The following is a 24,559-nucleotide window of genomic DNA, read 5'->3' as shown; positions in this document are numbered from 1 at the left end:
CCCGCATGATGGAAGTCTCAATGAAATCGATTACATTTTTATTGATATGCGAATGTAATCGATTACAAAATTTACCCGTCATACTTCGCGTTGCAGGTTCGTTGGCCGCACTCAGTTACCCGAATCACTTACTTGAGTCAGCTCATCGGGATGCCTTCGATTGCCGCCTTCCTGCATCACGAATTATTTAGGGTAAACAACAATAACAAATGCAAACTCTGTACCGGAGGATTTATGTCTTCTCAGTCGGCCGTTGGGGCACAAGTGGTTACCCATAAATGGGTGATCCCACGCCTGTCGTTAATGATGTTTCTCGAGTTTTTCGTCTGGGGGGCCTGGTATGTCACCCTCGGGGTGGTGATGGGTAAATACGGCTTGAGCGCGCTAATTGGTGATGCGTATTCCACCGGGCCGATTGCTTCCATTTTGTCGCCATTTGTCCTCGGCATGCTGGTGGACCGTTTCTTTGCCTCGCAAAAAGTCCTCGGCGTGTTGCACCTGATTGGCGCGGCATTGCTGTGGTGGTTGCCGGGCGCGTTTGAAAGCGGGCAAAGCGGCCTGTTGTGGATAATCTTCGGCTACATGCTTTGCTACATGCCAACCATTGCGCTGAGCAACAATGTAGCGTTCCACAGCCTGGCAAACAGCGAAAAAGGGTTCCCGATTGTGCGTGCGTTCGGCACCATCGGTTGGATTGTGGCGGGGCTGATTGTCGGCACCAGCGGTCTTTCAGACAGCACTGGTATCTTCACTCTGGCGGCAGTCGCTTCCGTGGTATTAGGGATTTACAGCTTTACGCTGCCCAATACGCCCGCGCCAGATCGCGGCAAACCGCTGTCGATGCGCGACCTGGTTTGTGCAGATGCTTTCGCACTGCTTAAACAGCGCCACTTTATGGTGTTTATCATCTGCGCCACGCTTATCTCTATTCCTCTGGCGGCTTATTACGCTTACGCCGCACCGTTTATTTCCGCGGTTGGCTTCGAGAACGTCAGTGGAGTGATGGCATTAGGGCAGATGTCTGAGCTGCTGTTTATGCTATTGATTCCGTTCTTCTTCCGCCGTCTGGGCATCAAAATGATGCTGCTTATCGGTATGCTGGCATGGTTTGCACGTTACGCGATGTTTGCTCTGGGCATCACCGAAGAGACACGCTGGATGATCTACATCGGCATCATTCTGCATGGGGTATGTTACGACTTCTTCTTTGTGATCGGCTTTATCTATACCGATAAAGTGGCGGGCAACAAAGTGAAAGGCCAGGCGCAAAGCCTGCTGGTACTGTTCACATACGGGCTTGGGATGTTGATAGGTTCGCAAATTAGCGGCGCGGTATTTAACCGCTCGGTCACCGCACAAGGGGCCGAAGGCTTGCTGCAATGGCAACAATTCTGGTGGATGCCAGCGATAGCAGCGGTGGTGATTGCGGCGATCTTCTTCTTTAGTTTCAACTATAAAGAGGGCGAGCAGCATGGCAAATAAGCCGCTGCGCGTGCTGGTTGTGGGCTGCGGGAATATGGGGGCTGCCCACAGCCTTGCGTATCAGCACCTGGACGAATTTACTCTCTGCGGGCTGGTGGCCCGTGGGGATTCTAAAGCCCGGTTGAAAGCTCGACTCGCAGCGGATATCCCACTATTTGATGATTTAAAACTGGCGATTGCACAAACTCAGCCCGATGCCGTGTGCATCGCCACCTGGCCCGACTCTCATGAAGCGTTGGCATTAACGGCGCTCGCCGCAGGCTGCCATGTGTTCCTCGAAAAACCGCTTGCCACCACGGTGAGCGGGGCGAAACGCGTTATTGCCACCGCGCGGCTGGCAGGTAAAAAACTGGTGGTCGGCTACATCCTGCGCCACCACCCGGTGTGGCAGCAGTTTATTGAGTTATCCCACGGACTGGGCAAACCGCTGGTGATGCGCATGAACCTCAACCAGCAAAGCAGCGCCAGCGCCTGGCACACCCATAAAATGCTGTTGCAGTCGCTTTCGCCAATCGTCGATTGCGGTGTGCATTATCTGGATGTGATGTGCCAAATGGTGCAATCCACCCCACAGTCGGTGAGCGCTATTGGCGTGCGCTTAAGCGATGAAATCCCATCCGAGCAGTTCAACTACGGCCAGCTTCAGGTACGTTTTGAAGACGGCTCCGTCGGCTGGTATGAGGCGGGATGGGGGCCGATGATGAGCCAGACGGCATTCTTTATTAAAGATGTGATTGGCCCACAAGGTTCTGTTTCGATTATCGCCCGCGAAGCCGCTGGCGAAGGGCAATCCGCCAATGTCGAGGCGCACACGCGCACTGAATCACTGCGCGTTCATCACTCTCAATTAAACGCACAGGGCGAGTTTGTTCACCTGGATGAATGGGTAACGGCAAGCGATGAGCCCGATCACTTTGCCTTGTGCCAACTCGAACAACAGTTTTTTGCCCGCGCCATTTTCGACGATAGCGATCTTTCGCAGCACTTGCAGCAGGCGGTTGAAAGCCTGGCCGTAGTGCTGGCGGCAGACCTTGCCGTTCGCGAGCAACGCACGGTTTTAATTAAGGAGATGTTGTAATGAAAACCCTGAAAGGGCCGTCCATATTTCTCTCACAGTTTATATCCGACCAGCCGCCGTTTAACTCACTCGACACCTTAGCGGCCTGGGCTGCGGGTCTGGGCTATAAAGCGGCGCAAATCCCCACGCATCTGCCACATATATTCGACCTCGCCAAAGCCGCTGAAAGCCAGGAGTACTGTGCTGAAATTCGCAATATGCTGGCAAATGTTGGACTGGAAATCAGCGAGCTTTCAACCCATTTGCAGGGGCAACTGGTCGCCGTGCATCCGGCATATGACGCGGCATTTGCCGGATTCGCTCCACCGGAACTGGCGCACGATGCCATTGCGCGTCAGCAATGGGCGGTAAACAGCCTGAAACAAGCCGCTCGAGCCTCGCAAAACTTAGGCTTAAATGCGCACGCGACATTCTCTGGCGCACTGGCCTGGCCCTATTTTTACCCGTGGCCGCCGCGCAATGAGCAACTGCTTGATGAAGCGTTTCATGAACTTGCTGCCCGTTGGAAGCCGATTCTGGACTGCTTCGACGACGGGGGCGTAGATGTCTGTTTTGAGCTGCACCCCGGCGAAGATTTGCATGATGGTGTCACGTTCGAGCGTTTTCTGGCATTGGTTGATAACCACCCGCGCTGCAATATTCTCTATGACCCAAGTCATATGCTGCTGCAACACATGGATTACCTCGGTTTTATCGACCACTACCATGCACGAATCAAAGCTTTTCACGTCAAAGATGCCGAGTTTCAAATTTCGGCAAAAAGCGGTGTTTATGCCGGTTATCAGCCATGGATTGAGCGCCCTGGGCGTTTTCGATCCCTCGGCGACGGGCAGGTTAATTTCAACGGCATCTTCAGCAAACTTGCGCAATATGACTACAGCGGATGGGCTACGCTTGAATGGGAGTGTTGCCTGAAAGCAGGCGATGCAGGCGCGCGGGAAGGAGCAAAATTTATCTCGGAACACATTATTCCGGTTGCCGAATATGCCTTTGACGACTTTGCGCTGCGCGACAGCGACAAATCAGCGGTGCGTCGCATGCTCGGGCTGGAGGAGTAACCATGAAACGTATTCGTTTAGGTATGGTCGGCGGTGGTGAAGGCTCGTTTATCGGCGGCGTGCACCGTATCGCGGCACGGCTGGATGACCAGTTTGAGCTGGTTGCCGGGGCATTTTCATCCTCGCCGGAAGTGGCAAAACGCAGCGGTGAAGCGCTGTTTATCGAAGACTCTCGCTGTTATGCCAGTTGGCTGGAAATGGCGCAAAGCGAGGCATCGCGCCCGGACGGCATTGAAGTCGTCTCGATTGTCACCCCCAACCATCTGCACGTTCCGGTAGCAAAAGTCTTCCTGGAACACGGTATTCACGTTATCTGCGACAAACCGCTTGGGGTAACGCTTGCCGAGGCCCAGGCCCTGGCGCAGATTATCGACGCTACCGGTCTGCAATTTATTCTGACTCATAACTACAGCGCGTTACCGATGGTGCGCGAAGCCCGAGCGCGCATTGCTAACAGTGAAATCGGTGATATTCGCGCCATCGAAGTGGAGTATTTGCAGGACTGGCTCAACGACAGGCTGGAGTTGACCGACAATAAACAGGCGAGCTGGCGCGGAAACCCGGCTATGGCGGGTGCCGGTGCGATTGGTGATATCGGCACTCATGCCTGGCAACTCGCGGCGTTTGTCAGCGGTATGGAGCCAGAAACCGTGCGTGGCGAATTGCTGACACGTATTCCAGGCCGCGTTCTGGACGACGAAGTGTACGCTGAAATGCGTTACGCCAACGGTGCGCGCGGGCGTTTGTGGGCAAGCCAGGTGGCTCCCGGTTTTGAAAACGATCTGCGCCTGCGTATCGTGGGAAGCAGGGCGACAATCAGTTTCCGCCAGCAACAGCCAGAAATCCTGGAAATCCATCCGCATCACGGAAACAGTTACGTTGTCACGCGAAACGGTGTCAATAACCATGATTCCGTACGCCACCAGTGCCGCACACCTGCAGGGCACCCGGAAGGTTATCTGGAAGGTTTTGCGCAAATCTACCGTGAAGCGGCTGTTAAAATTCGCGGTGGCGATGCACCGTGGCTACCGGGCATTGCCGAAGGGGTTGCGGGGATGAAATTTATCGAGACTGTGCGAGAGAGTAGCAAGCGCGGGGGGGAATGGCTGGAGTGGTGAGTTTCATGTTTCACTCAGCCATGGAGTGAAGATGAAAACCCACCGAAGCGTAACGCCGTTAGTTTAAGAACGAAATTTCCGGGGCGACCATCGGGTTTGGCGTCCCTCCGGGAACCAAATCCCGGTATTTCCCCTAATTCATTGGCTTAAGTGAACGGTGTTACGCCGAAGCGTGTTTTTTCGCTAAGCAGCCAGGATATGCTGAATAGCCAGAAACATCGGAACTGCACCAAACGCGTTTGGCGGTTCTTTGAGTTGCACAAATCCAAGACGAGAGTAAAAATTGATCGCCTGCGGATCCGCATCCAAATACACACCTTTCACAGGTAGTGACTCATGGATTAATTTCACTTGCTCAAAAAACTCCATAAGCAAGTCTTGCCCGTAGCCTTTATTTTGTTCTTTAGTGGCCACGCCTAACATTATCAGGCGTATTACACTGACCTCATTGGGTAAGGAACCTGAGAAAACACCCGCTAACTTTCCCTTATCGAGAGAGTAACCAGTGAAGGTACATGCCCCAAGAAGTTCACCTGTCCTTGAATCAATTAACGCCTTAGCAGCGCAATTTCCATCCTTAACACTTTTCTTTAAAGAATTGCGCACATAAGAGTTAATGACTGCATTCCCGCAATCAAAATGCTTATTACCAGGGTAGGTGATATCAGCCTGGTAGGCACAAACCATGACATCGAATTGATCATTTAGTGTGTCGACCATCTTTCTTTCTCCGCATTAACGCTTGTAACGCCAGCGTTGGTGCCGCAGGTTCAGAAAGAAGTTGGTTCACTTGCTGCCAACTTTGAGTGGAAAGCTGTCGGCGACGCTGATTGTCCAGCACGCTTTCTGCTCTTTCCAAAGCTGCATTTAAGATAAACGCACTCAAATCCAAACCCGCAGCCGTAGCCGCTTCGCGAAGCATATCTTTTAATTCGGCGCTGGTTTTGAGTTCCACCCGCGCATTTTTGACGCTTCGACCGTCACCCGGAAATACCGCTACTTTGGACATATTTACCTCTCTAAACTTTTACCTGGCGCGGAATATGCCTTTACTTAGAATTCTTATACGGCTAACAGCCGTATGTTCACAATTTACGCTAGTCATAAATTCCTGTCAATTAGTACGGCTATTAACCGTATGAAAATCCTTGTAGCCCGTCTCACGAAAAAGTGAAATAAAAAATAACGTTACGTGCACCGCGTCGAAAAATCGTGCAAAGGTTAGCCAGCTAAGTTGCCGTCTGGCTCGATTGTTAACTAGCTTTTTTATTGGTGCGTTTAAAACACACTCCCTCCGGTTTGGTCTGAACAAAAGAGGAAACAATGAAAAAGCTGACGTTAAGTCTTATTACCTTAGCGCTTGCGGGCGTTTCTAACGCTGCGTTTGCCGATACCCTGCGCATGGAATGCCCGATCTCGCCTGGCGGTAAGGAATACTGCAAATACGTCAAAGACCGTTTTGAAAAACAGACCAGCAACAAGCTGGAGTTTATCGAGTTCCCGGCGGCGTCTGACGAAAAGCTGGCTCTGCTACAACAACTGTTTGCCGCCAAAGATGAAAAGGCGGTGGACTTGTTCCAGTCGGACACCATCTGGGTAGGGTTACTTGATAAACAGACTCTCGATTTAACCGATGCAGTCGGCGATATGAAAGGCGATTTCTTCCCTGGCCCGTGGGCGAACGACACGGTGAACGGTAAAGTGAAAGCGGTGCCGGCGTATCTGGATACCGGTGTGCTCTATTACCGCAAAGACCTGCTGGAAAAGTACAACGAGCAGCCGCCGAAAACCTGGGAAGATCTGACGCGCATCGCGACCAAAATTCAGGAAGAAGAGCGCAAAGCGGGGCACAAAAACTTCTGGGGGATGATCTTCCAGGGCAAATCGTATGAAGGGCTGACTTGTAACGCGCTGGAGTGGATTGACTCTTACGGCGGCGGCACCTTTATCGACGAAAAAGGGAACGTGACCATTAACAACCCGAAAGCGGCTGCGGCGCTGGATATGGTCGCTGGCTGGATTGGTAAAATCACGCCGAAAGGGGCGCTGGGTTACAAAGAAGAAGAATCGCGAGCGGTGTTCCAGAATGGCGATGCGCTGTTTATGCGCAACTGGCCGTACGCGTATCTGCTCTCGCAAGGCGCGGATAGTCCGCTGAAAGGCAAAGTCGGCGTAGCACCGCTTCCGGCCGGGCCGGATGGTAAATCAGCCAACGCCCTGGGTGGTTGGCAGTGGTCCGTCAATGCCAACACCAAAAACAAAGATGCAGCGATTGCGCTGCTGAAAATCCTCACCGATGCTGATTCGCAGAAAATGCAGCTGAAATATCTCGGCTTCGCACCTACGCGTTCGGCCCTGTATGAAGACAAAGCGGTTCTGGAAACCGCACCGCATCTGACGATGTTTAAGGATATCTTCGCCAATGCAGTTCCTCGTCCGGCAACGGCCACCAAAAGCCAGTATCCGCGCGTCTCTAACGCCATCTTTAACGTGACCTTTAAAGTGCTCAACGGCAGCAGCGATGGCAAAACTGCAGTAGCCGATCTGCAAAAACGCCTTGAGCGCGTGAAGGGTAAGGACTGGCATTAATTGGCACATACAGGCTATCAACAACGGCGTCGCCGTATCGCATGGATACTGGTGGCGCCAGCGCTGTTACTTCTGGCACTGGCGGCGGGATGGCCGCTGGTGCGTACCTTCTTTTTCAGCTTCACCAACGCGATGCTCGACAACCCGTCCGAGTACCAGATGGTGGGGCTGGCAAACTATTACGCGACACATGACGGCGACAGCAGCGGCGTGTTGGTTGACCCGCTGTGGTGGCAGGCTGTCGGCAATACCTTGTGGTTTACCGTGGTATCGGTTGGCATCGAGCTATTCCTGGGGATGTTGCTGGCGCTGCTAATGAACCAGAAATTTCGCGGCCAGGGCTTAGTGCGCACCGCGATTCTGGTGCCGTGGGCGATTCCGACCATCGTCAGCGCCAAAATGTGGGGCTGGATGTTCCACGACCAGTACGGCGTAGTGAACGATTTACTGGCGAAAATATTTGGCTATCAGGCACATCTGGCGTGGATTGCCGAGCCGTCGCTTTCCATGTGGGCGGTGGTGATTGCCGATGTCTGGAAAACCACGCCGTTTATGGCACTGATGTTACTGGCAGCACTGCAACTGATCCCCAGCGATCTGTACGAGGCGGCGCGTGTGGATGGTGCCAGCCCGTGGCAGCGGTTTAAACGTATTACGCTGCCGTTGATTATGCCGGCAATGATTGTGGCGCTGATTTTCCGCGTGATGGACGCGATGCGCATTTTCGATCTGATCTTCGTGCTGACCTCCAACAGCGAGGCGACGATGTCGGTTTCCGGTTATGCCCGTGAGCAGATTATTTCCTATCAGGATATGGGCATGGGTTCGGCGGCATCGGTGCTGGTGTTTATGATGGTGGCAGGCATTGCGGCCTGCTTTATCCGCGTCTCACGTTTAAACGAGAAGGAGAAGCGGTGATGAAAATGACCCGTCGGCAGCGCAAATTCGGCCATAGCATGGTTATCTTCGTTGGCGCGACCTGTGCCGTGCTGTTCTGCGTTTTCCCGTTTTATTACGCAATTATCACGTCGTTACGCACCGGGCAGGAGCTATTTTTACCCGCCTATTTACCTAGCGGCTACCACTGGAGCAACTACGTCACCGCGTTGGTAGATAACGGCATCGCCCGCAGCCTGCTTAACTCGGTGCTGGTGGCGACGATTACCGTCGGCATCTGCCTGCTGGTGTCGATTACCGCCTCTTTTGCGCTGGCACGCGTGCCGTTCCGTGGGCGTAAATTCCTGCTGTTCACCATTCTGTGTGTCTCGATGTTCCCGCAAGTGGCAGTGTTGACGGGCATGTTTGAGCTGGTGCGTTTCCTCGGGCTTTATGACTCGCTCGGCGCGCTGGTGCTCTCGTATACCACGTTTTCGCTGCCGTTCACCGTTTGGGTTTTAACTACCTTTATGAAGTCGATTCCCGTTGAGCTGGAAGAGGCGGCGATTGTTGATGGCGCGAAAACCTGGACCATTATTCGCCGGGTGTTTGCCCCAATTCTCGCCCCCGCGCTGGTTACCACCGGGTTGCTGGCCTTTATCGGCGCGTGGAATGAGTTCATGTTTGCGCTGACGTTTATTATTTCTGGCGACAAACGCACGGTGCCGGTCGCCATCAGCATGTTCAGCGGCGCTTCAACGTTTGAGCTGCCGTGGGGCAGCATTATGGCGGCGTCGGTGGTGGTGACGCTGCCGATTATCGTGCTGGTGCTCATCTTCCAGAAACGCATTGTCAGCGGGCTTACCAGTGGAGCGATTAAGGGATAACCATGGCGCAACTCGTACTCGATAAAATTCAAAAACGCTACGGCGCGGCATCTGAGGTGATCAAACCGCTCGATCTGGAAATCAACAGCGGGGAATTTGTGGTGGTGGTTGGTCCGTCCGGCTGCGGGAAATCAACGCTGCTACGCATGGTTGCGGGCCTTGAGGAGATAAGCGGCGGTGAGATGCGCATCGACGGGGTATGTGTAAACGACGATTCCCCGTCAGAGCGCGGTATCGGCATGGTGTTCCAGTCTTACGCGCTCTATCCGCATATGACGGTGTACCAGAATATGGCGTTCGCGCTGGAAATGGCGAAGCTGCCGCTCAAAACCATCGACGAAAAAGTGCGTGAAAGCGCGCGTATTTTGCAACTCGAGCATTTGCTCGACCGTCGCCCAAAAGATCTCTCCGGCGGCCAGCGCCAGCGGGTGGCGATCGGGCGGGCGATTGTGCGCGAACCGAGCCTGTTTTTGTTCGATGAACCGCTCTCAAACCTTGATGCTTCATTGCGCGTGCAGATGCGCATGGAAATTGCCGCGCTGCACAAACGCATCAACGCCACTATTTTGTACGTCACTCACGACCAGGTCGAAGCGATGACGCTTGCCGACCGCATCGTAGTGCTTAACCAGGGGCAAATCGAGCAGGTGGGCACGCCACTGGAATTGTACGACCGCCCGGCAAATGTGTTTGTCGCGCAGTTTATCGGTTCACCAAAAATGAACCTGATCCCCGGCGTTTTGGTTTCTGGCAACGCCCAGCGCACCGATGTAATGCTGGAAAACCGCCAGCTTATTTCGCTGCCGGTCAACGGCGCGGGTGTGCCTGAGGGGCAGAAAGTGCAGTTGGGGATCCGCCCGGAACATATCCAGATAACGGAACTGGCGCAGGCGGATATCGAAGGGGAAATTTTATTCGTTGAGCAGATGGGCAACGAGACGTTGCTCTACGTAAATAGTGGTTACGGTAGCGAACCGCTGGTGATGCGCCATACTTTCAGGCTTGAGATAAAAGCTGACCGACGCATCGGCCTGAGGCTGCCGCCTGAGAATTGCTATTTGTTTAACAGCGACGGGCGGGCGTTTGTGCGAATTTAAGGTGAATGGACTGACAAAACAAGGAGAAACAAAGTGGAAAAAAAATGGTGGCACAATGCGGTGGTGTACCAAATCTATCCGCGCAGTTTTATGGACAGCAACGGTGATGGTATTGGCGACATTAACGGTATCATCAGTAAACTCGACTACCTGCAACAGCTTGGCATCAACCTGATTTGGCTCTCGCCCGTTTACCGCTCGCCGATGGACGACAACGGCTACGACATTTCCGACTACCAAGATATTGCCGCCGAATTTGGCACCATGGCGGAAATGGAAACCCTGATTGCGCAGGCGAAACAGCGCGATATTCATATCCTGATGGATCTCGTCGTCAACCACACCTCTGATGAACACCCCTGGTTTATCGAAGCGCTGAAATCGAAAGATAACCCGTTCCGTGATTTTTATATCTGGCGCAAACCTGCGGCAGACGGCGGCCCGCCGAACGATTTCCGCTCGTACTTTGGCGGCAGCGGCTGGGCACTGGACGAAGCCAGCGGTGAATATTACTTGCACCAGTTCTCAAAACGCCAGCCGGATTTGAACTGGGACAACCCGCGCGTTCACGATGAAGTCCATGCAATGATGAACCGCTGGCTTGCTAAAGGCATCGGCGGTTTCCGCATGGACGTTATCGACCTGATCGGTAAAGAAGTGGACGCACAGATTATGGCGAACGGCAAAAATCTGCACATGCTGATCCGCCAGATGAACCGCGCCACGTTCGGCAAAGGAGATTACGTCACGGTCGGTGAAGCCTGGAGTGCCACACCTGAGGACGCGCTGCTCTATAGCGGGGAAGAGCGCGAAGAACTTTCCATGGTTTTCCAGTTTGACCACATCAAACAGTTCTGGGATGAGCACGCCGGGAAATGGCGCAGCAAGCCGTTTGAACTGGCAAGTTTCAAAGCGGTGATTGAGAAATGGCAAACCGCGCTTGCGCACCAGGGCTGGAATTCACTGTTCTGGAGCAACCACGATTTACCCCGCGCGGTGTCTAAATTTGGCGACGAAGGGGTGTTTCGTGAGCCGTCGGCCAAAATGCTCGCCACCGCGCTCCACTGCCTGAAAGGCACGCCTTATATCTATCAGGGTGAAGAGATTGGCATGACCAACGTGCGGTTCGGGAACATCGACGAATACCGTGACATTGAAAGTCTGAATCTTTATCACGAGCGACTGGCGCAAGGCGTCAGCCATGAAGAGATGATGCTCGGCATTCATGCTAACGGGCGCGATAACGCCCGCACGCCGATGCAGTGGGACAACGGTCCGAACGCAGGTTTTACCACAGGCAGTCCATGGATTGCGGTGAACCCGAATTATCGCCAGATAAATGTGGCCACGGCTCTCGCCGAACCGGATTCAATCTTATGGTATTACCAGAAAATGGTGGCGCTGCGTAAACAGTACCCGGTTTTGGTTTATGGCGATTTCCAGCCTGTTTTGCGCGACCATCCGCAGGTTTTCGCCTGGCTCAGAACGTTGGGTGACGATCGTTTGCTGGTGATCAACAACTTTACCGCCGAGCACCTGACGCTCGACATTCCGCCTGAAATGCAGAACTGGCACGGGGAATGTTTGATCAGCAACTATGCACCGCGCGACCAGTTGGCGGTGAGTCTCGAGCTACAACCTTATGAGTCTTTTGCTTTATTAATCGGGAGGTAAACGATGGCGAGCTGGTGGAAAGAGGCGGTGGCCTACCAGATTTATCCGCGCAGTTTTAAGGACAGCAACGGCGACGGCATTGGTGATCTGAACGGAATCACCGAAAAACTCGATTATCTCAAAGACCTCGGAATCGATCTGATTTGGATCTGCCCGATGTACAAATCGCCAAATGATGATAACGGTTATGACATCAGCGATTATCAGGAGATCATGGCGGAATTTGGCACGATGGCTGATTTTGACCGCCTGCTGAGTGAAGTTCACGCTCGCGGAATGCGGCTAATTATCGACTTAGTGGTCAATCACACGTCCGATGAACACCCGTGGTTCCTTGAATCCCGCTCCTCACGCGATAACCCAAAACGCGACTGGTACACCTGGCGCGACGGTAAAAATGGTGCAGAACCCAACAACTGGGAAGGGATTTTTAAAGGCTCAACCTGGGAATTTGACCCGGTAACCGAGCAATATTTTCTGCATCTGTTTACCCGTCGCCAGCCGGATCTTAACTGGGAAAACCACGATGTGCGCCGCGCCGTGTACGACATGATGCGCTGGTGGCTGGATAAAGGTATCGACGGGTTCCGTATCGACGCCATCGCACACCTGAAAAAAGAGCCGCTGCTGGCTGATGTGCCTAACCCCGATAAACTGCGCTATGCGCCGTCGATGAAAAGCCATCTGAACTACGACGGGCTGCTGGATTACGTCGACGATATGAGCCGTAACGTTTTGCAGCACTACGATATTGTCACCGTGGGCGAAATGAACGGCCTGTTTGCCGACCATGCCGAAGAGTGGGTGGGTGAGCACCGCAACCGCCTGAGCATGGTATTCCAGTTTGAACATGTGCGGCTGTGGGAACCAGAAGCCGGTTTGCGCCCGGAACCTGCTGTATTAAAGAAAATTTTCACCGCCTGGCAGGAGGCGCTGGAAGGAAAAGGCTGGAACGCGCTGTATGTGGAAAACCACGACCTGACACGTATCACCTCGCGCTGGGGCGACACGGAACATCACTGGAGGGAAAGCGCGACATGCATCGCCGCACTCTATTTTTTGATGCAGGGCACGCCGTTTATCTACCAGGGGCAGGAAATCGGCATGACCAATACCCGATTCAACAGCCACGACGATTTTGATGACGTGTCAGCGAAAAATATGTGGCGTGAAATGGAAGCGCAGGGCAAAAGCGAAGAGGAGATTATCGCGTTTCTCACCAACACCGGGCGCGACAATTCCCGTACGCCAATGCAGTGGAACGCCTGGCCGAACGCTGGTTTTAGCGATGGTGAGCCGTGGTTTAAGGTGAATGCCAACTTTGAAATGATTAACGTCGCCAGCCAGCAGCAAGACCCGGATTCAGTGCTGAACTTCTACCGCGCGTTAATTCAGCTACGCAAAAAGGAGCGCGCGCTGATTTACGGGCGTTATCAGTTGGAACTGGCAGACAACCCGCAAATTTATGCTTACCGACGCGTGCTCGACGGCGCGGAGTTCGTGGTGCTGTGCAATATGTCCTCGAAATCGGCCCGCTGGACGAGCGATGAGTTGCCGCTCGAATGGGCAGAATGTGTGTTGGGGAATTACCCGCAGGTGGATGAGATTTATCGGCTGCACCCGTGGGAGGCGCGAATTTACAGGCTAGCGTAAACACAAGACTCAGAGCAACCTGATGTAGTAACGGCATTGCCTGCGGTATGATGTGCGCTGGTTTTTAACAAGGAGGGGTTATGTTGACGACAACATTTCCAGCTTTGCAGCCGACGACCATCAATGCCATTAATACGCTTGGCGAATGGCTTTCTCATAATGAGTTTGCAGCGCCACCTGCGGTTTGCGATGGTGAATTGATTATCCTCGCGGGTAATGCCGTTATCCCTACCATTAATGCAGCCTGTGAGCTTGCGGCCAATAGTGAATTGCCGCTGCTGATTACCGGCGGGATTGGCCATTCGACCACTTTTTTATACGCGGCGATTGCGAAGCACCCGCGCTACAACACCATTCCCACCACTGGCCGAGCAGAAGCCGCCATTCTCAAAGACATCGCGACCGAGTTCTGGAAAGTCCCGGCAGAAAAAGTGCTGACCGAAGAGAAGTCCACCAACTGTGGCGAGAACGCGCGCTTCACTTATGAATTAATGCAAACGCGGGAAATAACGCCCGCTCGCGCGATTATTATTCAGGACCCGACCATGCAGCGACGTACCGTCGCGACCTTTGAACGCGTTTGGCAAAGTGATGCGCATCAGCCGCAGTGGAAAAGTTGGCCGGGTTTTGTGCCGCACTTAGTCAGTGACGAAACCCATACCGCATTTAGCCTGCATGAAAAGGGCTTATGGCCGGTTGAGCGATTTATTTCTCTGGCGCTGGGGGAAATCCCGCGTATCAGAGATGATGCGCAGGGCTACGGGCCGAATGGGCGTGACTTTATTAGCCATGTTGATATTCCGCTTACGGTAATGAATGCCTGGGAAATTCTCGCCAATGACGCCGCGCTGGAGCAATTAATGCACGAGCGCGGCTTATAAGTCATTAACGGTGCAGGTAACAGTTAACCCCTAAATACTTGCTGAATGCTTCCTGCAATACCACACCCGTCGCCGAGTGGTTCATGGCGACGTGGTGTTCAAAGCCGTTATTACAAATCCACGCCAGTAAATTCTCCAGATGTGGTACTTCAATGACCGCGCGGCAGCCAACGGTATCTAACGCATCATCAACAGATTGCCCTTCGCCCACATAGGCTTTAACTTCGCCGGTAAAATCATCAGATGACAGACGGAAGTAAGTTAGCGGACCGCTTTTCAGGCGACCATGCACCGCGCCGCAGGTGTTTTCTTTACCGACCGTCGTGCCGATGATATCGGCGGTGCCCATCGACGGGGATTCCAGGCTGCTGCTGGCGAAGTTCCCGCAGTGGAACAACACGCATTTGTTGCGATCGTCACCGAAGTTGTTATTCCAGTCGGCAATCGAGGCTGGGTTAAGCGACGCACTTGCGAGGGCGTACATCGACAACGCGCCCATCACGTCGACTTCGCAGGCGCTTGGCATCAGTTGCCCGGACATCACGCTCATAATGGAGCAGACGTTAATGCCGAGGTTTTCCTGAAGCGACGTCCAACACTGGATCGCCGTGGTGTCGATGTCGTTTGCCACTACCCATTCGCTGATCACCACAAACAGTTTTGCCATTTGGGTTAACTTCTCGGCGGGAATGCCGCTGGCATCGGCGTTTTCAATTAAGATGCCGCGCTTCTCATGGACACGCAGATCGTCATCGCTGATATGTTTGATGCGGGTGAAAATTTCCGACAGGTCGAGGGTTTCAACCGCCACGCCCATTTTTTCGAGCAGTTTTTCGCTGTAACGCACGGTGTTAAAGCTGGCCGGACGTGCACCAATCGCCCCGATACGCACGCCCTGCATTGATTTCACCACCCGGCAGATTTGCGCGAAGCGCTGTAAATCTTGTTCGAACACTTCACCGCTTAACGCACAAACATGCTGCGTGGTGAGCGTGAAGGGGATGTTGTACTGGCGCAGGTTGTTGCACAGGGAAATTTTCCCGCAAAAACTATCGCGGCGTGTCGCCAGGCCCATTTTGTCGAGATTGTCCTCTTCGGCCTGGATTAACACCGGGACTTTCAAACCGGAAAGGCGAATCGCTTCTGCCACGGCTTTTTCATCACCAAAATTTGGCAACAGCACCACCACACCATGAATGTCGTCACGATGCTGGCGAAAGAGTTCGGCACAGACTTTGGCATCCTGACGGGTTTCCACACCGCCGAGATGCGTTTGCCCATCTTTTAACATCACGGTTTTGATACCCAGTTTGCCAAACAGGGCTTCGGCCTGTTCATGCGCCTGCGCTACTAAATAGCTTGGGAAGAACCCGCGGTTACCGATGATCACACCGAAGGTCAGTTGTTTAGGGATTCTGGACATAGCTTCACTCCGCTCAAAATAGATTTAATTCGGCATAAAGCGGCAGCGCGCCACTGCTTCAAGCCATTGCTTATAGTTTTGTTGCATTGTTTTTTGTTGTTCTGCCTGTGGTTGCAAACGCTCGCCACAGTTGGCCAGTGCAGCAAGCGGTGTGCCGTCTTGCCACCAGCCAAGAGTTTTCCCGGCTAACAGTGTTGCGCCGAGTGCGGAGATTTCAGCCGCGGGCTGAATAATTAACGGGCGTTGCAGCACATCTGCCTGTAACTGCATCAGCCAGCGGTTTTGTGTCGCGGTGCCATCCACACACAATGATTCAAGACGCTCACCGGTCGCCTGTTCCATCGCGAAAAAGACATCAGCAATTTGATAGACCAGCGATTCCAGCGCGGTTCGCGCCAGCACCGCAGGGGTAGCGGCGTCCGTCAGGCCACAAATCATGCCGCGGGCGTGGAGATCCCACCATGGTGCACCAAGCCCGGAAAGTGCCGGTACGTAATAGACGCCCTGATTGCTGTCTGTAGATTGCGCAAGCTCGGTGAGTTTTGCCGGGTCGTTGATACCTAACATTTTCCCCAGCCAGGCAGCGCCTGAGCCAGTGTGAGTAATATTGCCTTCCAGCGCGTAGTTCAGCTCGCCGTCGTGCCAGGCCAGCGTAGTGCTCAGACGATTGCTACGGTTAACCGGTTCCGGGAGCGAAAGCATCAAAGAAGATCCGGTGCCATAAGTGGCTTTCACCACCTGACCACAGACGCTGCGCTGCGCGTAGAGTGCTGCGTGTGAATCTCCGATAAGCGCCAGCACCGGTGTGCCAATGGGCAAACCTGCAATTGTGTCAATTTGCACTTCGCCGTGATGCCCGGCAGAAGGTCGCACTTCAGCAAGTACTGCACGCGGAATGCCGAATAATTTGAGTAATTCGTCGTCCCATTCGCCCCGGTAAATATTAAACAGCTGCGTGCGGGCGGCATTGGAGTAGTCGGTAGTGAACGAATGCCCGGCGGTCAGTTGCCAGTTCAACCAGGAATCGATGGTCCCGATACACAGCTCGCCCGCTTCGGCACGTTTCATGCCTTCGGGAATGGCATCGAGCAGGGCGCGAATTTTCGCCGCCGGGAATAGTGGGTCGACTGGCAGGCCAGTCAGACGAGTGATCAGCTCGCCATGGCCCTGCGTTAACAGTTGCTCGCAAGTTTGTTCTGAACGGCGATCTTGCCAGCTCACAACTGGTGTTAGCGGTTTACCATCATGGCGCTGCCACACCAACACCGACTCACGCTGGTTGCTTATCGCAACGCCTGCGACGGTGACCGAGCCGAGTTGTTGCAGGCAGCCGCTCAATGCTTCACACACGGCATGCCACAGCGCAATGGGGTCTTGTTCTGCAAGCCCTGGTGCCGGGTGCGTCATTGCCACGCCGACACTGTAACGGGCGCAGATTTCCCCGTTACTATTCACCGCCACCACTTTGGCGTTAGTGGTGCCCTCATCAATAGCCAGAATTACCGGGCTGGACATGGCTATGCTCCTTTGCAAAGCGCCGTGGCGGAACGTGTTACTCCTGCGGCATCAATTCCATGATGGGCACGCATCTCCTTGCGATCCGCCGCAATAGCATAGCTACCGTCTGCAATTCCGAGCCGCAACAAAGGGATGCCACATCCGGCTTCCGCTAACACTTCAGCGACCAGACTGCCGACACCGCCATTCACGTTGTGCTCTTCAACGGTTATCACGTGGCGTGAATTTTTAAGCATGGTGAGAAGTTGCGTGGTATCGCAAGGGCGGATAGACGGAACGTTGATCACCGCCGCATTAATACCCAAATCTGCAAGTTGTGCCGCAGCCGTTACGATTTCATGCACCGTTGAGCCCATGGCGACTAATGCCACATCGTCGCCTTCTCGCAGTTGGTCAACAGCCCCTGGTTTGAATTGATAATCCGCGTCGTGCAGTTCCGGCAACGCTTTACCATCAAGGCGAATGTAGACCGGGCCAACGTGTTCCAGCGCGTAGTCAATAATCTGGTGGCATTCAATCGGGCACGATGGCGCATAGATTTCGATATTGCCAAAACCGCGCAGCACGGCGATGTCGTCAATACTGTGGTGGGTGCTGGCGAGCGGTCCATAACTGGCCCCGGCATTGAGGCCAAACAGTTTTACGTTGCTGTTGTTGTAGCAGACGTCGACTTTGATCTGTTCATTGGCGCGGGAAATTAAAAACGGTGCCGCGTTGCAGGTCACGGCAATTTTTCCGCCCATCGACAGGCCGACCGCGGTGCCCACCAGCGTCTGCTCTGCAATCCCGACGTTCACCAGTCGGTCGGGAAACTGTTTCATAAACGGGGATATTTTTGCCGTGGAAGTTGAGTCTGCAACCACCGGTACCAGGTCTACGCCGCGCTCCACGGCGTCAATAAAGGCATTCACCATTACGGTTGCCAGATGTTCGCTATTACTCATCTTTCAGTTCCTCCAGCGCCAGTTCGATTTCGTCACCTTTCGGTATCCGGTGGTGCCATTCCGCGCGCCCCTGAATAAAGGAGATGCCCGCGCCTTTGGTGGTGTTGGCAATCACGACGTGCGGTTTGCCGTGCGGCTGTAACCCTTCGAGTGTGGCGACCACATCAGCCATATCGTTGCCACGGCACTCGGTGACTTCCATGCCGAACGCACGCCATTTCTCATCCAGCGGGTCGGTATTGAGAATGTCTTTGGTCGAGCCTGCGAGTTGCAGATTGTTTTTGTCGTTAATAATGATCAGGTTATCGAGCTGGTAATGCGCCGCGACTAACGCCGCTTCCCAGTTGCTGCCTTCTGCCAGCTCGCCATCGCCGGTCACCACAAAGACGCGACGTTTGCTGTTGTTGCGTTTGGCGGCAAGCGCAATGCCAACGGCGACCGGCAGACCGTGCCCGAGCGCGCCAGTGTTCAGCTCCACACCTGGCGTTTTGTGTTTCACCGGGTGGCCGGGCAGGTGAGAGTCGGCATGCTGATAAGTCGGCAGCCACTCCACGGGAATAAACCCGGCTTCAGCCAGCACGCAGTAATAACCGCCAACCGCATGGCCTTTGGACTGAATGTAGATGTCACGTTCGTCGCTGTTGATAAGCTGTGGCGAACAATTCAGTATCCGGAAGTACAGGGCGGTTAAGATTTCCACCTGCGATAAATCGGCCCCGGTATGGCCGCCGGCCGGGCTATTGGCATTGAGCAGGACGATGCGGCGACGGACGGCGCGTGCTCTCTTTTCAAGATCCGTAACTGACAGTGCGAACGGATTCATAGTGTTACCTCTTGCATTAAAAATCATAGATGAATAATTATTCCGTGCGGGTAAAAAAATACCCGCCATTCAGGATCTGTGACGCGCTACACCTTCCCGCTACTTTCCATGATCGCTTTCTGGGCCACGACCGCCGCTTTTTGCTGCATGCGGTTTTGCATCTGGTCGATGATGACCGCCACAATAATCACGATGCCCTTGATGACCATTTGCCAGAATTCACTCACGCCCATCATCACCAGGCCGTCAGCGAGGAAGCCAATCACGAATGCGCCGACGAGGGTGCCAAGAATGGTGCCGCGCCCGCCTGCCAGCGACGTTCCGCCGAGCACAACCGCAGCGATGGCGTTCATCTCAAATGCCGTGCCGTTTGCCGGGTGGCTGGCAACCAGCTGCGCGGAAACTACAATTCCGGCAATGGCGGCGCAAAAACCGGACAGTGTGTAGACCCAAATTTTCACCTGGCGAACTTTGACGCCGGATAGCTCAGCAGCGCGTTCGTTATCACCAATCGCATAAACATGGCGGCCAAAGGGCAGGCGGCGAGCCACATAAGCAATGGCGACAGCGAGCACAATCATCATCCAGATCGCCCACGGGATACCGAACAAATTGCCGGAGCCAATCAGGTCGAAACCGGTGTTGCCAAGCTGTGGGTTGCCGGAAAGTCCGGGGAAGGTTTCACCGCCCGAGGTCAACATGGCGGCCCCGCGCAGCACGTACATGGTGCCGAGGGTGCAGATAAACGGTGCGACGTTATAGCGGGTGATAATCCAGCCATTTCCCGCGCCAATCAGCCCGCCAATCAGTAATACCAGCGGCACAATCACCCACACGCTTGGGAAAATGGCGATGCCGAACATCGGTAGCACAATGCCTTTGGTGATAAGCCAACCGGCAATCATGCCGCACAGGCCCAGCGTGGCGCCAATCGACAAATCAATGCCAGCCGTGATGATCACAAAGGTGATGCCGAGCGCCAGGAAGGCGTTGATAGCAATGTGTTTAATCATAATCACCATGCTGCCCATGGCGAGAAAATCCGGCACCATGATGGCGAAGAAGCCGACTATCAAAAACAGCGCAATAAAAGTGCGGAGTTTAAGCAGTAACAGCAGCAGATTTTCCCGCGAGCTAAACGGCGAGCCTGGTCTGGCGTTGAGCGCGACAGTATCATTCGTTTTCATATCAGAACCCTTGTGCACTAGCGGAAACCAATGCCGACTCTTCGGCGTGTTCGCGGGGAATATCAGCGGTAATTTTCCCGCCTGACATCACCAGAATGCGGTCGGAAACCGCCATGATCTCTTTGAGATCGGAGGTGGAAAACACCACCGCAATCCCTTGCTCCGATAGCTGAACCATCATGCGGAACACGTCGGCTTTCGCGCCTACGTCGATCCCACGTGTTGGTTCATCGAGCAGCAGCAGTTTCGGGTTGGTCAGCAGCGAGCGGCCAATCACCACTTTTTGCTGGTTCCCACCACTCAGCGCCTGAATTTCCACTTCCGGCGATGAAACTTTAATCGAGAGGTTGCCAATGGTGCTGGCCACCACCGCCGTTTCATCAACCTGCGAAATCGCAAAACCACGCTGTAAACGCCGCCATAAACTGGCAATCGTCAGGTTGCTGGCGACCGACGATATCGGGAAAATTCCGGTACGTTTGCGGTCTTCAGGCACCAGACTCATTCCCATGCGAATGCGTTCGGCGGTGGCAAGGCGCGGCGGCACCGGTTTGCTGTCGAGCCATAATTTGCCCAGATAGTTACGTTGCGTACCCAACAGGCATTCAAACAACTCCGTGCGTCCGGCGCCCATCAGCCCATAAATACCGACGATTTCACCTGCGCGTACCTGAAAACTGACGTCGTTCACCACCGTGTTTCCTGCGGAATTGACGCAGGTGATGTGTTCGGCTTCCAGAATCGCGGCACCAAAATCACGCCCGGGTTTCAGGAAACTGGACACCGGCTCGCTGCCTAACATTTCTCGCACAATCCACGGCACGTCGATATCACACACCTGTGCTTCGGCCTGGAATTTGCCGTCGCGCAAAATGGTTATCACGTCGCCAATCGCCATTAACTCTTCGAGGCGGTGGGAAATATAAATAATGGTGACGCCCTGGCGGGTGAGTTCGCGAATCACCCGGAACAGAATATCCACTTCGGTTTTGCTTAACGCCGAGGTCGGTTCATCAAGAATTAAGATGTCGGCGTCTTCGGCCAGCGCTTTGGCGATTTCGACCAGTTGCTGTTGGCCGACTTTCAGGTTTGCGACTATCTCTTTCGGGGAAATCGGCTGATCCAGGCGCTGGAGCAATTCCGCGCTGCGTGCCTGCTGCGTGGCTTCATCAATTGGCGACAAACCGTGTTGCAGTTCACGCCCGAGAAAAATGTTCTCGGCAACCGTCAGGTTTTCGAACAGGTTTAACTCCTGGTGAACCATGCCGATGCCATGGGCGGCGGCCTGGCGGGTGCTGTTAAACTGCACAACTTCACCATTCAGGCGCATTTCACCGAGGCTCGGTTGTTGAACGCCCGCCAGAATCTTCATCAGCGTTGATTTACCCGCGCCATTCTCACCGATGATGACATTCACTTTGCCGCGCCAGACGTTGTAATCAATGTTGTCCAGCGCCACGGTGCCGGGGAACAGCATCGAAATACCACGGGTGCGCAGAATGATAGGATCTTGCGACATTATGGTTGCCCCCGTTCCAGTGAAATTGCCGCAGCGTCACTCAGTGCGCCATTGCGCATTGTTACCGCCATCACGACGGTGACGGGTTGCTGCTGCCAGCTTTCATCGACTTTCGGCAGGTGTTTTGCTGCTTCGCGGTTATAGGCTTTTGACAGCTGCGCGAACTGCACCTGGTTAGTGAAATCTTCGAACTTGTAGCCGGTCGCATCGCGGATTGCATTGCCGCGAATCATCGGCCCAACTTGCACCTGCAGTGGTTGGTCATTGACGGTCACGGTCAACGTGCGTTCGCGTTCGTTATCCAGGGAAACGCTGTCGACTTTGCCTTGAACTTTGACGAATACACTTTCGTTGTTGGCGTTGGCAGCGCGTGTTTTCAGGGCAGTACTATCCAGTGCATGGCTCTGCGCGGGAGTCAGTACTTTGCTGTTCCAGGTTTGTTGCGCTATCTGCGCGGGTGTCTGGTTTGCGAAACTCGCTTTCGCATTCGGATCGGGAGGAATAATCGGTTGCCCGTTTTCATCCAGATCCACCACCCGGCAGGCAGTGAGCAACAGGGCACTGCAACATAACCAGCCAATACCCCATTGTTTGAGCGACATACAGCCTCCTGGACTACTTAGCCAGCTTGAAGGTTTTCAGCTGATTGGCATTGCTATCGTCAATTAACACGCAGTCCATCAACTGTTTTTCCTGTAGCTGTGGTTTGCCGTTTTTCAGGAAATAATCTGCTTGCACCACCGCCATTTGTGCTTGCTCCCAACCCGGTTGCAGCACGGTGGCTTTGATATTGCTCTTGGCGATAATCGAGTCGCGCACATAGTCGCTACCGTCAAAACCCACCACGATGACATTGGTCTTGCCAGCTGCTTTTAAGGCGGCTTCTGCACCCAGGGCCATAGTGTCGTTACCCGAAATCACACCGACGATGTCAGGTTGAGTTTGTAAGATGGATTCCATGCGGGTGAAGGCTTCGGTCTGACTCCAGTTTGCGGTTTGCTGCGCCACCATTTTCATATCCGGGTAGTCGTCGAGAATGTCGTGATAGCCCTGCGAACGCACGTGGGCGTTGGTGTCTGACTGGCGGCCCAGCAATTCAACGTATTTGCCTTTGCCGTTGAGCAATTTGGCAAACTTCTCGGCACCCAACTGCGCGCCCTGGTAGTTATTGGAAACAATCTGCGCCACGGCGACGCCAGTTTTGTTGATTTCACGATCGATAAGGAAAGTAGGGACTCCAGCGGCTTTGGCTTTTTCTAATGGGCCGACGGTGGCATCCGCTCCCGCGTTATCCAGAATGATGGCTTTTGCTTTGCGGGCAATAGCGGTTTCAATCAGTTGGTTTTGTTTATTCACATCATCATCGTGCGACGCGACCAACGTTGTGTAGCCCAGCTCTTTTGCCTTTGCCATCGCGCCATCGGCTTCAGCTTTAAAGAATGGGTTGTCATGCGATGGGGTAATAATGGCAATCAGCCCATTATCAGCGGCATAGAGACTGGCAGATGAAGCAAGCAGAGCGGCAACGAGTGAGGTCTTCAGTAGGGTACGTTTCATTTTTATCTCCACATTGAATATATATTCAAGCATGATTTATTATTCAATGTAACGATATGCCCCACTCATGGTTCTGTCCATGTGGAATTGATCAAAATGATAAAAAGGCGAATGTGATCACAAATTGTACGAATTAACGGCAAAAGGAATGCTGTCTTGTTATTTATGCAGGCTTGAATAAAAATATCAGGTAGAGAATCAGGAGGCGCATATGTCAAAGCAGGATGAACAACGTTTGTTGGTCAAGATTGCGACGCTCTACTTTGTAGAAGGGATGAAGCAGTCAGAAATCGCCGGGTTATTGCACCTGTCGCAGTCATTTGTCTCACGCGCCATCACACGCTGCCAGAAAGAGGGCGTGGTAAAAATCAGTGTTATCCAGCCCGCCAATATTTTTCTCTCGCTCGAACAGGCGCTGGAGAAAAAGTACGGTATTCGCCAGGCGATTGTGGTGGATGTCGACGAATCAGCTCCAGCCTCGCAAATCAAACACGCGATTGGCAGTGCGGCGGCGCATTATGTGGAAACACGTTTGCGGCCAAACGATCTGGTGGGGATTTCATCCTGGAGTTCCACCATTCGCGCGATGGTTGATGAGCTGCATCCGCAAAGTATTAAAGCGCGTGGCGTGATTCAACTTCTCGGGGGCGTGGGGCCGAACGGCAACGTGCAGGCGACGATTCTGACGCAAAATCTCGCCGCGCAACTCGACTGCCCGGCCTGGCTGCTGCCGTCGCAAAGCATCGAGCATTCTGTTGAAGAGCGCGCAAAACTGGTCGCCAGCGACGATGTCGCCGAAGTAGTGAATAAATTCGCCGAAGTGGACGTGGCTATTCTGGGTATCGGTGAGCTTGAACCGTCGCAATTGCTGAAAAATTCGGGCAACTATTATGGCGAAGCAATGTTGAAAACCCTCGCCGAACGCGGTGCGGTGGGGGATATCTGCCTGCATTATTTCAATGCGCAGGGCGAGCCGGTTTTGAGCAAAGAAGAAGATCCGGTTATCGGCATGGAACTGAGCCAGGTTCACGACTGCCCGCATGTGGTGGCACTTGCAGGCGGGAATGACAAAGCCAATGCCATTCGTGGTGCGCTGCACGGCGGTTATATCGACGTGCTGATAACTGACTATCCGACAGCCCGCCAACTGCTCTAATTCTCACATCATGACCGTTTTCTGCTGAAGATTCTTAAA

22 protein-coding genes are annotated in these 24,559 nt (G+C 53.7%); 12 read left to right on the top strand and 10 right to left on the bottom strand.

The window, feature by feature from the left end; translation table 11 throughout:
- The first annotated feature begins 234 nt into the window (after positions 1–234).
- From LVQ76_RS07760 to LVQ76_RS07745, 4 genes are read left to right on the top strand one after another with little or no spacing between them, the layout of a single operon-like run.
- A complete protein-coding gene (locus LVQ76_RS07760) occupies positions 235–1,482 on the top strand; it encodes an MFS transporter (RefSeq protein ID WP_232921350.1) in 1,248 nt (415 codons plus the stop codon).
- On the top strand, positions 1,472–2,560 hold the full coding sequence (locus tag LVQ76_RS07755; protein ID WP_232921349.1) for a Gfo/Idh/MocA family oxidoreductase: 1,089 nt from the start codon (positions 1,472–1,474) through the stop codon (positions 2,558–2,560). Before LVQ76_RS07760 ends, LVQ76_RS07755 begins: the two co-directional genes overlap by 11 nt.
- Positions 2,560–3,618 carry a sugar phosphate isomerase/epimerase family protein gene (locus LVQ76_RS07750; RefSeq protein WP_232921348.1) on the top strand — a complete coding sequence of 353 codons (1,059 nt, stop codon included), beginning with the start codon at positions 2,560–2,562 and terminating at the stop codon, positions 3,616–3,618. Before LVQ76_RS07755 ends, LVQ76_RS07750 begins: the two co-directional genes overlap by 1 nt.
- 2 nt (positions 3,619–3,620) lie before the next feature.
- A complete protein-coding gene (locus LVQ76_RS07745; protein ID WP_232921347.1) occupies positions 3,621–4,736 on the top strand; it encodes a Gfo/Idh/MocA family protein in 1,116 nt (371 codons plus the stop codon).
- A 183-nt stretch (positions 4,737–4,919) separates the two neighbouring features.
- Here the strand turns inward: LVQ76_RS07745 and LVQ76_RS07740 are convergent, their stop codons facing one another.
- Both LVQ76_RS07740 and LVQ76_RS07735 read right to left on the bottom strand, forming a co-directional pair.
- A complete protein-coding gene (locus tag LVQ76_RS07740; RefSeq protein ID WP_232865886.1) occupies positions 4,920–5,456 on the bottom strand; it encodes a GNAT family N-acetyltransferase in 537 nt (178 codons plus the stop codon).
- Positions 5,437–5,745: a type II toxin-antitoxin system TacA family antitoxin gene (locus LVQ76_RS07735; protein WP_232865885.1), complete on the bottom strand. Its 309-nt coding sequence runs from the start codon at positions 5,743–5,745 to the stop codon at positions 5,437–5,439. Before LVQ76_RS07735 ends, LVQ76_RS07740 begins: the two co-directional genes overlap by 20 nt.
- Before the next feature lie 314 nt (positions 5,746–6,059).
- On the opposite strand from LVQ76_RS07735, the gene LVQ76_RS07730 reads away from it, so the two are divergent.
- From LVQ76_RS07730 to LVQ76_RS07700, 7 genes are all read left to right on the top strand, one after another.
- Positions 6,060–7,325, top strand: coding sequence for an ABC transporter substrate-binding protein (locus LVQ76_RS07730; protein ID WP_154150323.1), 1,266 nt, complete (start codon positions 6,060–6,062; stop codon positions 7,323–7,325).
- Positions 7,326–8,243, top strand: coding sequence for a carbohydrate ABC transporter permease (locus tag LVQ76_RS07725; RefSeq protein WP_232865884.1), 918 nt, complete (start codon positions 7,326–7,328; stop codon positions 8,241–8,243).
- Complete coding sequence (locus LVQ76_RS07720; protein WP_232921346.1) at positions 8,243–9,088, top strand: carbohydrate ABC transporter permease; 846 nt, start codon at positions 8,243–8,245, stop codon at positions 9,086–9,088. The genes LVQ76_RS07725 and LVQ76_RS07720 overlap by 1 nt, the downstream gene beginning before the upstream one ends.
- A gap of 2 nt (positions 9,089–9,090) precedes the next feature.
- Positions 9,091–10,185, top strand: coding sequence for an ABC transporter ATP-binding protein (locus LVQ76_RS07715; protein ID WP_232921345.1), 1,095 nt, complete (start codon positions 9,091–9,093; stop codon positions 10,183–10,185).
- A 33-nt stretch (positions 10,186–10,218) separates the two neighbouring features.
- Positions 10,219–11,859 carry a glycoside hydrolase family 13 protein gene (locus LVQ76_RS07710; RefSeq protein ID WP_232921344.1) on the top strand — a complete coding sequence of 547 codons (1,641 nt, stop codon included), beginning with the start codon at positions 10,219–10,221 and terminating at the stop codon, positions 11,857–11,859.
- A gap of 3 nt (positions 11,860–11,862) precedes the next feature.
- Positions 11,863–13,512, top strand: a complete 1,650-nt coding sequence (locus LVQ76_RS07705) for a glycoside hydrolase family 13 protein (protein WP_232921343.1) — start codon at positions 11,863–11,865, stop codon at positions 13,510–13,512.
- Between the two features lie 80 nt (positions 13,513–13,592).
- Positions 13,593–14,393, top strand: coding sequence for a YdcF family protein (locus LVQ76_RS07700; RefSeq protein ID WP_232921342.1), 801 nt, complete (start codon positions 13,593–13,595; stop codon positions 14,391–14,393).
- A gap of 4 nt (positions 14,394–14,397) precedes the next feature.
- Here LVQ76_RS07700 and LVQ76_RS07695 read toward each other — a convergent pair whose 3' ends face one another.
- The 8 genes from LVQ76_RS07695 to LVQ76_RS07660 form a co-directional block, all read right to left on the bottom strand.
- Positions 14,398–15,816, bottom strand: a complete 1,419-nt coding sequence (locus tag LVQ76_RS07695; protein ID WP_232865878.1) for an L-fucose/L-arabinose isomerase family protein — start codon at positions 15,814–15,816, stop codon at positions 14,398–14,400.
- A gap of 24 nt (positions 15,817–15,840) precedes the next feature.
- Complete coding sequence (locus LVQ76_RS07690; RefSeq protein ID WP_232921341.1) at positions 15,841–17,331, bottom strand: FGGY family carbohydrate kinase; 1,491 nt, start codon at positions 17,329–17,331, stop codon at positions 15,841–15,843.
- A 2-nt stretch (positions 17,332–17,333) separates the two neighbouring features.
- Positions 17,334–18,278 (bottom strand): transketolase family protein, encoded by a 945-nt coding sequence (locus tag LVQ76_RS07685; protein ID WP_232921340.1) that lies wholly within the window; start codon positions 18,276–18,278, stop codon positions 17,334–17,336.
- Positions 18,271–19,101: a transketolase gene (locus LVQ76_RS07680; RefSeq protein ID WP_064546992.1), complete on the bottom strand. Its 831-nt coding sequence runs from the start codon at positions 19,099–19,101 to the stop codon at positions 18,271–18,273. The genes LVQ76_RS07685 and LVQ76_RS07680 overlap by 8 nt, the downstream gene beginning before the upstream one ends.
- A gap of 86 nt (positions 19,102–19,187) precedes the next feature.
- Positions 19,188–20,288, bottom strand: coding sequence for an ABC transporter permease (locus LVQ76_RS07675; protein ID WP_232865875.1), 1,101 nt, complete (start codon positions 20,286–20,288; stop codon positions 19,188–19,190).
- Position 20,289: 1 nt separating this feature from the next.
- The gene (locus tag LVQ76_RS07670) at positions 20,290–21,807 is read right to left on the bottom strand and encodes a sugar ABC transporter ATP-binding protein (protein WP_232921339.1); all 1,518 of its coding nucleotides are present in this window, start codon (positions 21,805–21,807) and stop codon (positions 20,290–20,292) included.
- Entirely contained in the window at positions 21,807–22,409 is a 603-nt protein-coding gene (locus LVQ76_RS07665) for a DUF2291 family protein (protein WP_232865873.1), read from the bottom strand. The genes LVQ76_RS07670 and LVQ76_RS07665 overlap by 1 nt, the downstream gene beginning before the upstream one ends.
- A 13-nt stretch (positions 22,410–22,422) precedes the next feature.
- Positions 22,423–23,364: a D-ribose ABC transporter substrate-binding protein gene (locus LVQ76_RS07660; RefSeq protein WP_232865872.1), complete on the bottom strand. Its 942-nt coding sequence runs from the start codon at positions 23,362–23,364 to the stop codon at positions 22,423–22,425.
- Positions 23,365–23,575: 211 nt separating this feature from the next.
- Between LVQ76_RS07660 and LVQ76_RS07655 the strand changes: the two genes are divergently transcribed.
- A complete protein-coding gene (locus tag LVQ76_RS07655) occupies positions 23,576–24,520 on the top strand; it encodes a sugar-binding transcriptional regulator (RefSeq protein WP_232865871.1) in 945 nt (314 codons plus the stop codon).
- Positions 24,521–24,559: the final 39 nt, after the last annotated feature.

This window comes from Buttiauxella cochleicola (genome assembly GCF_021283185.1).
Lineage (GTDB): Bacteria > Pseudomonadota > Gammaproteobacteria > Enterobacterales > Enterobacteriaceae > Buttiauxella > Buttiauxella massiliensis.
The sequence above is the reverse complement of the archived record's forward strand: the minus strand, read 5'-3'. Positions and strand labels throughout refer to the sequence as shown.

Bases quoted from the DNA above. Each gene is read 5' to 3' on its own strand.
- LVQ76_RS07760 (WP_232921350.1), top strand. From the start codon at position 235: ATGTCTTCTCAGTCGGCCGTTGGGGCACAAGTGGTTACCCATAAATGG.
- LVQ76_RS07755 (WP_232921349.1), top strand. From the start codon at position 1,472: ATGGCAAATAAGCCGCTGCGCGTGCTGGTTGTGGGCTGCGGGAATATG.
- LVQ76_RS07750 (WP_232921348.1), top strand. From the start codon at position 2,560: ATGAAAACCCTGAAAGGGCCGTCCATATTTCTCTCACAGTTTATATCC.
- LVQ76_RS07745 (WP_232921347.1), top strand. From the start codon at position 3,621: ATGAAACGTATTCGTTTAGGTATGGTCGGCGGTGGTGAAGGCTCGTTT.
- LVQ76_RS07740 (WP_232865886.1), bottom strand. From the start codon at position 5,456: ATGGTCGACACACTAAATGATCAATTCGATGTCATGGTTTGTGCCTAC.
- LVQ76_RS07735 (WP_232865885.1), bottom strand. From the start codon at position 5,745: ATGTCCAAAGTAGCGGTATTTCCGGGTGACGGTCGAAGCGTCAAAAAT.
- LVQ76_RS07730 (WP_154150323.1), top strand. From the start codon at position 6,060: ATGAAAAAGCTGACGTTAAGTCTTATTACCTTAGCGCTTGCGGGCGTT.
- LVQ76_RS07720 (WP_232921346.1), top strand. From the start codon at position 8,243: ATGAAAATGACCCGTCGGCAGCGCAAATTCGGCCATAGCATGGTTATC.
- LVQ76_RS07715 (WP_232921345.1), top strand. From the start codon at position 9,091: ATGGCGCAACTCGTACTCGATAAAATTCAAAAACGCTACGGCGCGGCA.
- LVQ76_RS07705 (WP_232921343.1), top strand. From the start codon at position 11,863: ATGGCGAGCTGGTGGAAAGAGGCGGTGGCCTACCAGATTTATCCGCGC.
- LVQ76_RS07700 (WP_232921342.1), top strand. From the start codon at position 13,593: ATGTTGACGACAACATTTCCAGCTTTGCAGCCGACGACCATCAATGCC.
- LVQ76_RS07695 (WP_232865878.1), bottom strand. From the start codon at position 15,816: ATGTCCAGAATCCCTAAACAACTGACCTTCGGTGTGATCATCGGTAAC.
- LVQ76_RS07690 (WP_232921341.1), bottom strand. From the start codon at position 17,331: ATGTCCAGCCCGGTAATTCTGGCTATTGATGAGGGCACCACTAACGCC.
- LVQ76_RS07685 (WP_232921340.1), bottom strand. From the start codon at position 18,278: ATGAGTAATAGCGAACATCTGGCAACCGTAATGGTGAATGCCTTTATT.
- LVQ76_RS07680 (WP_064546992.1), bottom strand. From the start codon at position 19,101: ATGAATCCGTTCGCACTGTCAGTTACGGATCTTGAAAAGAGAGCACGC.
- LVQ76_RS07675 (WP_232865875.1), bottom strand. From the start codon at position 20,288: ATGAAAACGAATGATACTGTCGCGCTCAACGCCAGACCAGGCTCGCCG.
- LVQ76_RS07670 (WP_232921339.1), bottom strand. From the start codon at position 21,807: ATGTCGCAAGATCCTATCATTCTGCGCACCCGTGGTATTTCGATGCTG.
- LVQ76_RS07665 (WP_232865873.1), bottom strand. From the start codon at position 22,409: ATGTCGCTCAAACAATGGGGTATTGGCTGGTTATGTTGCAGTGCCCTG.
- LVQ76_RS07660 (WP_232865872.1), bottom strand. From the start codon at position 23,364: ATGAAACGTACCCTACTGAAGACCTCACTCGTTGCCGCTCTGCTTGCT.
- LVQ76_RS07655 (WP_232865871.1), top strand. From the start codon at position 23,576: ATGTCAAAGCAGGATGAACAACGTTTGTTGGTCAAGATTGCGACGCTC.